The following is a 6,640-nucleotide window of genomic DNA, read 5'->3' as shown; positions in this document are numbered from 1 at the left end:
AAGGAGAATCCAGATGAGAACCCGCGCCGCAGTCGCCCTGGAGCCCGGCAAGCCGCTGACCGTCATGGAGGTGAACCTCGAGGGCCCGAAGAAGGGCGAGGTTCTGGTCGAGATCAAGGCGACGGGCATCTGCCACACCGATGAATTCACCCTGTCCGGCGCCGATCCCGAGGGCATCTTCCCCTCGATCCTCGGGCATGAGGGCGCGGGCGTGGTGCTGGAGGTGGGCGAGGGCGTCACCTCGCTGAAGCCGGGCGATCACGTGATCCCGCTTTATACGCCCGAATGCCGGCAATGCCCGTCCTGCCTGTCGCGCAAGACCAACCTGTGCACGGCGATCCGGTCGACCCAGGGCCAGGGGCTGATGCCCGACGGCACGACGCGGTTCTCGATGCTGGATGGCACGCCGATCTATCACTACATGGGCTGCTCGACCTTCGCCAACCACACGGTGATGCCGGAAATCGCGCTGGCCAAGGTGCGCGACGACGCGCCTTTCGACAAGATCTTCTATATCGGCTGCGGCGTCACCACCGGCATTGGGGCGGTCATCAACACCGCCAAGGTCGAGATCGGCGCCAAGGCGGTGGTCTTCGGTCTGGGCGGCATCGGGCTGAACGTCATTCAAGGGCTGAAGATGGCCGGGGCCGACATGATCATCGGCGTGGACCTGAACAACGACAAGAAGGAATGGGGCGAGCGTTTCGGCATGACCCATTTCATCAATCCCAAGGAAATCGAGGGCTCGGTCGTGCAGGCGATCGTCGATCTGACCAAGACGCCCTTCGACCAGATCGGTGGCGCGGATTACAGCTTCGACTGCACCGGCAACGTGAAGGTGATGCGCGACGCGCTGGAATGCACCCATCGCGGCTGGGGGGTCTCGGTGGTGATCGGTGTGGCGCCGGCGGGGGCCGAGATCAGCACCCGGCCGTTCCAGCTGGTCACCGGCCGGGTGTGGAAAGGCACCGCCTTCGGCGGCGCGCGCGGCCGCACCGATGTGCCGACGCTGGTCGACTGGTATATGGACCACAAGATCGAGATCGACCCGATGATCACCCACACGCTGAAGCTGGAAGACATCAACAAGGGCTTCGACCTGATGCATTCGGGCGAATCCATCCGCTCGGTGGTGGTGTATTGATGGCGGTTCGAGGGGGTGAAGGCGGACGCGGATGACGGGCATCGGGCCGTATGGGCCCGCGGTCACCTAGTTCCTTTGACCGAGTTGTCATCCTTCGCCACCCGACTATCCTTTAACAATCCTGCGTCAGCGACGCACGAATCTGGGAGGGTTCACCATGGCCAAATACGAGGGCGGCTGCGAGCACGTCCATGTCACGTCCGATGCCGAGCCGATCGACAATCACGAATGTCATTGCAATGTTTGCAAGTCGGTGACCGGGCAGCACACCACGCATGTCGCCTTTTTCAACTATGACGATCTGAAGGTCGATCATCCCGAAAGGATGAACCGGCAGCCTTTCAACAAGGACAACCCCGACGGCCCGCTGGAGCTGTGCACCTGCTCCATATGCGGCGCGGCGCTGTTGCTGGACGACAAGCAGCATCGGATCCGCGTGGCGGTGCCCAATGTGATGGGCTATGACGACGCCAATTTTCCTGTGGCGACCTATCACGCCTTCTGGGATCTGTCGAAAGGCTATGCCAAGCCGGATGATGGACGCCCCGTCTATGAAGGGCTGCGGCCCGATTTCGTCTGGCCGCCCTCAGCGGCCTGATTCCGGGAAGCACCGCCGCAGCCCGGCCGCTGCGGCGATGTCCCCGCCCTTCACATCAGGGCCGGGCCTCTCTCTTTCTTGCAGAGAACAGACTGGCGATATCCGGGCTGCGTGCGGTCTCGCACGATTTGCCTGTTCCGCCGCGCAGCCGCATCCTCTTCGATAACAGTTCCCATCGCAGCCCCGATTGCGCGGCGCGCCCGCCTTTGCCGGTAAAAACGGATCGAAAGCGCAGGGATCGGCGCATCATGCGGAGTGCGTTCCGCATCCGGGCCTGTCATGGGGAAACTCCTCCGACACCATACTTTCCGCCTAGGCCCTCGAAGGTTGCATTGACCCGCGAGGCATTTCCCCTAGCCTGATCGCAGGCGCCGCAGGATCGGGGGGAGACGATTGCGCGGCGGACAGCTTGGGAGGGCTAATACATGAAAACCGCAGCGATAACGGCGTCTGTGCTTCTGGCCAGCGCAGCCACCGCCTATGCCAACGATTCGCTTACTGCCATCATCGACGACAGCAAGCAATGGGGCATCCAGACCGGCGACTATGCCAATACGCGCTATTCCGCGTTGGATCAGATCAACAAGGACAATGTCGGCGATCTGCGTGTCGCCTGGACCTTCTCGACCGGGGTTCTGCGGGGCCATGAAGGTGGGCCGCTGGTCATCGACGACGTGATGTATGTCCACACGCCGTTTCCGAACAATATCATGGCGCTGGATCTGAAGAACGACGGAAAGATCCTCTGGCAGTACAAGCCGCAGCAGGATCCGAACGTGATTGCCGTCATGTGCTGCGATACCGTCTATCGGGGTCTGGCCTATGCCGACGGCATGATCCTGACCCATCAGGCCGACACCACGCTGACCGCGCTCGACGCCAAGACGGGCGAGGTGAAATGGTCGATCAAGACCGGCGATCCGGCGATCGGCGAGACCAATACCGCGACGGTCCTGCCGGTGAAGGACAAGGTTCTCGTCGGGGTGTCGGGCGGTGAATATGGCGTCCGGGGCAGGGTGACGGCCTATAACCTCGCCGATGGCAAGGAAGTGTGGCGGGCCTATTCGACCGGCCCGGACGAGGAAATGCTGGTCGACCCGGAAAAGACCACCGTGCTGGGCAAGCCGATCGGCAAGGACAGCTCGCTGAACAGCTGGGAAGGCGATCAGTGGAAGATCGGCGGCGGCACCACCTGGGGCTGGTATTCCTATGACCCGGAACTGAACCTGGTCTATTACGGCACCGGCAACCCCTCGACATGGAACCCGTCGCAGCGGCCGGGCGACAACAAATGGTCGATGACGATCATGGCGCGCGATGTCGATACCGGCATGGCGAAGTGGTTCTATCAGATGACGCCCCATGACGAATGGGACTATGACGGCGTCAACGAGATGATCCTGACCGATCAGGAGTTCGAAGGTAAGCCGCGGAAGCTGCTGACCCATTTCGACCGCAACGGCTTCGGCTACACGATGGACCGCGAGAGCGGCGAGTTGCTGGTGGCGAAGAAATACGACCCGGTGGTGAACTGGGCCACGGAAGTCGTCATGGATCCGGCCAGCGATCAATACGGTCGGCCGCAGGTGGTCGCACAGTATTCGACCCAGCAGAACGGGGAAGACACCAACACGACCGGCGTCTGTCCGTCCGCGCTGGGGACGAAGGACCAGCAGCCGGCGGCCTATTCGCCGGATACGCAGACCTTCTATGTGCCGACCAACCACGTCTGCATGGACTATGAACCGTTCCGCGTCGCCTATACCGCCGGCCAGCCCTATGTCGGGGCCACGCTGTCGATGTTCCCGGCGCCGAACAGCCATGGCGGCATGGGCAACTTCATCGCCTGGGACAACATCAAGGGCGAGATCAAGTGGTCCCTGCCCGAGCAGTTCTCGGTCTGGTCGGGTGCGCTGGCGACCAAGGGCGGCGTCGTCTTCTACGGCACGCTCGAAGGCTATCTGAAGGCCGTCGACGCCGAGACGGGCAAAGAGCTTTATAAGTTCAAGACGCCCTCGGGCATCATCGGCAACGTGACCACCTACGAATCCGGCGGCAAGCAGTATATCGCGGTTCTGTCCGGGGTCGGCGGCTGGGCGGGTATCGGTCTTGCGGCCGGCCTGACCAACCCGAACGAAGGTCTGGGCGCGGTCGGCGGCTATGCGGCGCTGAGCCAGTATACTGAGCTTGGCGGCCAGTTGACGGTGTTCGAACTGCCGGGTGATGGCGCCATGGGCGCAACCGATGCCGCCGCAATGCCGGCTGCTGCGGAGGCGCCTGCCACAGCCGAGGCAGCGCCCGCGGCCGAGGCGCCTGCCGCCCCGGCGCCGGCGAACTGAAAAGGGGCCGATCTGCGTGATCGCGATCGGACTCGGATGATGACCAGAGCCGTCCCGGCCGGACAGGTCGGGACGGCGCTTTTCTCGGGAGGTTTAGGAATGCCGCACAGAACCAAGTCGATCATCTGCACCCTGCTTTGCCTGTCCGCTGGACCGCTCGCGGCACAGGATGCGCCAGCCCCGGTTCCTGTTCCCGCGCCCGCACCGGCAGATCCCGCGCAGGCCGGGGCGGGTGCCGCTGCTGCGACATCCGGAACTGCGGCGCCGGCTGCGCCCCCGGCGCCACCCGCGCAGGCCGGGGCGGGTGCCGCTGCTGCGACATCCGGAACTGCGGCGCCGGCTGCGCCCCCGGCGCCACCCGCGCAGGCCGGGGCGGGTGCTGCGGCCGCGACATCCGGAACTGCGGCGCCGGTTACGCCGCCGGCGTCACCCGCGCAGGCCGGGGCGGGCGCTGCTGCCGCGACCTCCGGTAAGACCGCTGCCCCCGCCACGCCGGGTAGTGCGGATAACGTGCCACCGCCGACGGAAGCCGATGAACCCCCGCCCGAGATAGCTGCGGGCGGCACCATCCTGCCAAATGGCATGGATATCACTGCCGCCTATATGGAAAACGGCCGCTGGTATAACGCTGAGGGCATTCCGACCTTCAAGATCGAGGATGGCGTCGTGGATTACGCGGTTTTCTCGGGCTATCGGCGATATTCGGCGGAATGCCATGTCTGCCACGGGCCGGATGGTGAAGGCTCGACCTATGCACCGGCGCTGAAGAAATCAGTGCTGAACATGGATTATTACAAGTTCCAGGAAATCGTCGCCTCGGGCAAGCAGGATACCGGGACCGGAACGGCCAATCAGGTGATGCCGGCCTTCGGTACCAACAGGAATGTCTGGTGCTACATTGATGACATCTATGTCTATCTGCTGGTGCGTGGCACCGATTCCCTCGCCCGCGGGCGTCCTGCGAAGAAGGCCGAAAAATCCCCGGAATTCACCGCGCAGGAAGATTCCTGCATGAGCGGCTGATGACCGGCCCCTGTCCTCGATTGCGCCTTGTGCACGCGGCCTTGGCTGCGCTGGCGGCACTGGCCGCGCAGCCCGCCACCGCACAGGTCGCGGACCTGAATTCCCGGACCGCGTTGCGGGTTTGCGCCGACCCCGCGGCGAAGCCGATGTCGTCACAGGACGGGGCGGGGTTCGAAAACAGGCTGGCCGAACTTCTCGGCCAGAAACTCGGGCTTCCGGTCGAATATTTCTGGTTTCCGCAGGGCATGGGGTTCATTCGCAAAACCCTGCGCGACGGGAATTGCGATGTGGTGATCGGCTATGCGCAGGGCGACGAGTTGGTGCAGAACACCAACCACTACTACACGTCGGTCTATGGGATCGTGACCCGGCGCGACGGCGATCTTGCCCGCGTCGACCGGCTGACCGATCCCGCCTTGCGCGATCGCAATCTGGGCGTCGTGGCCGGGACGCCTCCGGCCACACATATGGCGCGGGCCGGACTTGCCAAGGATATGCGTGGTTGGGACCTGTTCGTAGATCGCCGGGTCGAAGATCCGGCCGGGGACATGCTTGCGCAGGTCCGGGACGGCAGGCTGGATGCGGCGGTGCTTTGGGGACCGATCGCGGGACCGCTGGTCAAGGATGACCCGGATCTGCAGTTCACACCGCTTTTGCAGGAGGAAGGTGGCCCGCATCTGTTCTTCCGCATCACCATGGGCGTGCGGCCGGGCGAGCAGGAGTGGAAGCGCCAGCTGAACAGCTTCATCCGCCGTAACCAGGCCGAGATCGACACCATCCTGACCGATGCCGGCGTCCCGCTGGTCGATGATTACGGCAAGGCGTTGAAAGTCCCCCCGGATGCTTCCGCCGCGCCGCCCAAGGCTTCTGCCGGGGAAGCTGCCCCGATCTCTGGTGCCCCCGATCCTTCTGCACGAGAGGATTCGACCGCAACGAAAGCGGCGGCGGCCGCAGAAACGCCCCCCACCGCGACGGTCCCGGAACCGGACGGCTTTCGCGCCCCGCCCTATCGCGAACGCACCCCGGCGACGCTTGCTGGTGCGACCGTCATCGACGCCGAAGAGGCCCGGAAACTGCACGCCGCGGGCACGCCCTTCATCGATGTCTTTCCGCGCAAGGAGCGGCCGGCAAACCTGCCCGAGGGAACGATTTTCCGCGAGGAACCTTATCTGACCATCCCCGGCGCAATCTGGCTGCACGACACCGGTTACGAGGGGCTCAACCCGGTCGAGGAAGCCCGGCTGCGCGACGGGCTTGCTTTGGCCAGCAACGGGGACATGGCCGCGCCGATGGTGATTTTCTGCCGCCGCGACTGCTGGCTGAGCTGGAATGCCGCAAAACGCGCGGTCGGGTGGGGTTATACGGGCATCCGCTGGCTCCCCGACGGCATCGAGGGCTGGCAGGAAGCCGGCGGCACGCTGGAGCCGGCTGAACCCCCGGAAAGCGCGTCCGCTCAATAAGGCTGCAGGCGTCGACCGTCACTAAAACGCACGGCGCCTGCGGCCATCGCCGGCTTGTACAGAGGTGCCGACAGGA

General features: G+C 64.4%; 4 protein-coding genes and 2 pseudogenes. All 6 read left to right on the top strand.

Annotated elements, in window-relative coordinates; genetic code table 11:
• The first annotated feature begins 13 nt into the window (after positions 1–13).
• Complete coding sequence (locus H1S04_RS13255; RefSeq protein ID WP_181745478.1) at positions 14–1,144, top strand: S-(hydroxymethyl)glutathione dehydrogenase/class III alcohol dehydrogenase; 1,131 nt, start codon at positions 14–16, stop codon at positions 1,142–1,144.
• Between the two features lie 157 nt (positions 1,145–1,301).
• Positions 1,302–1,742, top strand: coding sequence for a GFA family protein (locus H1S04_RS13250; protein WP_181746022.1), 441 nt, complete (start codon positions 1,302–1,304; stop codon positions 1,740–1,742).
• 425 nt (positions 1,743–2,167) lie between these two features.
• Positions 2,168–3,961, top strand: a pseudogene (locus H1S04_RS13245) (methanol/ethanol family PQQ-dependent dehydrogenase); the annotation flags it as partial.
• A 702-nt stretch (positions 3,962–4,663) separates the two neighbouring features.
• On the top strand, positions 4,664–5,104 hold the full coding sequence (locus H1S04_RS18785) for a c-type cytochrome, methanol metabolism-related (RefSeq protein WP_255435613.1): 441 nt from the start codon (positions 4,664–4,666) through the stop codon (positions 5,102–5,104).
• A pseudogene (locus H1S04_RS13235) lies at positions 5,104–5,934 on the top strand (substrate-binding domain-containing protein); the annotation flags it as partial. The gene H1S04_RS18785 and the pseudogene H1S04_RS13235, both read left to right, overlap by 1 nt.
• Positions 5,929–6,564: a PQQ-dependent catabolism-associated CXXCW motif protein gene (locus tag H1S04_RS13230; protein ID WP_220185236.1), complete on the top strand. Its 636-nt coding sequence runs from the start codon at positions 5,929–5,931 to the stop codon at positions 6,562–6,564. The pseudogene H1S04_RS13235 and the gene H1S04_RS13230, both read left to right, overlap by 6 nt.
• Positions 6,565–6,640: the final 76 nt, after the last annotated feature.

It is taken from the genome of Paracoccus sp. S1E-3, assembly GCF_013868135.1.
Taxonomy (GTDB): Bacteria; Pseudomonadota; Alphaproteobacteria; order Rhodobacterales; family Rhodobacteraceae; genus Paracoccus.
This window is presented reverse-complemented; position numbering and strand designations above follow the sequence as displayed.